This window comes from Variovorax sp. P4_D9, assembly GCF_056401695.1.
The window spans coordinates 1-1,741 of record NZ_JBFUIU010001310.1 but is presented as its reverse complement, the minus strand read 5'-3'; the positions used below and the strand labels follow the sequence as shown (position 1 = coordinate 1,741).

The following is a 1,741-nucleotide window of genomic DNA, read 5'->3' as shown; positions in this document are numbered from 1 at the left end:
GCTTGAACTCCAGCGGCACAAGCTGCGTGGTCCTGGCCCCCGCACCGGTCACCAGAGCTAAGTCGATCCCCGCGCTCCCGCCGCTGAGGAGAAAGTCCGAGGCAAGGAAAAAGTCGAAGTCGGTATAGGTGTGCCCCGAATCGCTGACGTGCGTCGACAGGTCCCCGCTACCGGTGAACGTGTCTTGGTAGAGGACTGTCATGGCTCAGACTTAGGGCGTCGGCAGGGTGATGTTGGCCGCGTCGACCAGCTGCGGCGCGCCGGCGGTCAGGTTGACGCTGCTCATGTTGAGGTTGGCGCCGGCCGTGCCGCACGTGCCCTGCAGCCGCGGCTCGGTCGAGCTGGCCGCGCCGGTGTCGGTTCCCGAGACGATGCGGAAGTGGGTGGCGATGCCGCTGGCGACGTTGATGCCGCTCCACACCTGGGCCGGATCCTTCGGGATCGTGCCGGCGACCGGCGTGCCGAACTCCAGCGGGTCGCCCGTCGAGTTTTGGCTGACGATGGACAGCAGCTCGCCAGTCTGCGCCGCGTCTCCAGATACCGGGGGCGTGTCGCCGAAGATCAGCATGACACGATCGGGGATGGCTGCGATGAGTGCAGCGACGGCTGCATTGCGCAGGCCGGTGGATGCTTTGAGAGTCGCCATGGTGGTTTCCTTCAGGCAGAAGCAAGGGAGAGAGCGGCGATGACGCGCAGCACGGAGCCTTCGTCAACGAGCTTGGGAGAGGCGAAGCGCACGGCGCTGGGGATCACGCCGGTGACGGAGCCGTGCGGCTGCGACGACGAGATCACGCCGCCAAAGATGGTCTTGGGCTCGGTGAAGGTGAACTCGGCGCGCGCGGCGTTGTTGTCCATGCTGCCGGCCACGATCGCGCCTGGCGTGAATGGCACGCGGTTCGCGGGCGTGTAGGCGGTGCACTCGGTCGCCAGGCCCGGGAAGGTGGCGGCCGTGATCGCACCGTTGGGCGTGAAGTTGCCCTCGTACAGCGCAATGAACCATGCAGAGATTTGCGCGGCGCCCTTGAAGCCCGCGCCCATGAGGTAGTTGATGCCCTCCAGCGGGAACAGGTTGTGCGTGACCTCGTACTGGGACACGGAGCCATCGGGCGCGACGACGTCGGTGATGTAGACGAATCCGGCCTTGGCCAGGGACTGGAATTGATTCATAGGACGGTTCCCTTGCGGATCACTTCCGCATCCATGAAGGAGGTCGCGATGGCGACGGACTGCTCCGCGCCGAAGCGCGAAGTGATGAGTTGGGCGATGCCGTTCTGCTCGCGGTAGAGCGAGGCACCGGAGGCAGCTGCGCCGAAGTCCAGCGCTTCCTCTTGGACGTTCTTGAGCTGGCCGTTGTCGCCGGCGACGATCAGCCCGCGGTCGCTGTGCCAATAGACCTTCTCGTCGGCCGGCGAGCGCAGGCTCGTGCCTGGCGTGGCGCCATAGGGCAGTACTTCGCGCAGCGTGCCGGCCGCCAGCACGCCGGAGATCCAGTACGTACGGTCGGCCGCGATGTAGATGCCGTTGTCCAGGGCCTCGATGAGGGTCACCGGGGCCGGAAAGCTGATGAAGCCCTTGACCGGGTCCAGCACGCCGTAGTTGTAGGGCTGGGAGATGAAGACGGTGTTGCCCGAAGCGACCAGCATGGAGCCGCTGAAGTGGCGCACGATTAGTTGTAGGGCTGGGAGATGAAGACGGTGTTGCCCGAAGCGACCAGCATGGAGCCGCTGAAGTGGCGCACGAT

At 65.7% G+C, this 1,741-nt stretch carries 4 protein-coding genes; all 4 read right to left on the bottom strand.

What is annotated here, in order from left to right; translation table 11 throughout:
- On the bottom strand, positions 1–202 hold a 202-nt coding region (locus AC1DY5_RS54320; RefSeq protein WP_478122475.1), incomplete at its 3' end, for a hypothetical protein.
- Positions 203–211: 9 nt separating this feature from the next.
- Positions 212–646, bottom strand: a complete 435-nt coding sequence (locus AC1DY5_RS54315; protein WP_478122474.1) for a hypothetical protein — start codon at positions 644–646, stop codon at positions 212–214.
- An 11-nt stretch (positions 647–657) separates the two neighbouring features.
- Positions 658–1,167 carry a hypothetical protein gene (locus AC1DY5_RS54310; RefSeq protein ID WP_478122473.1) on the bottom strand — a complete coding sequence of 170 codons (510 nt, stop codon included), beginning with the start codon at positions 1,165–1,167 and terminating at the stop codon, positions 658–660.
- Entirely contained in the window at positions 1,164–1,664 is a 501-nt protein-coding gene (locus AC1DY5_RS54305; RefSeq protein WP_478122472.1) for a hypothetical protein, read from the bottom strand. Before AC1DY5_RS54305 ends, AC1DY5_RS54310 begins: the two co-directional genes overlap by 4 nt.
- Between the last annotated feature and the right edge of the window lie 77 nt (positions 1,665–1,741).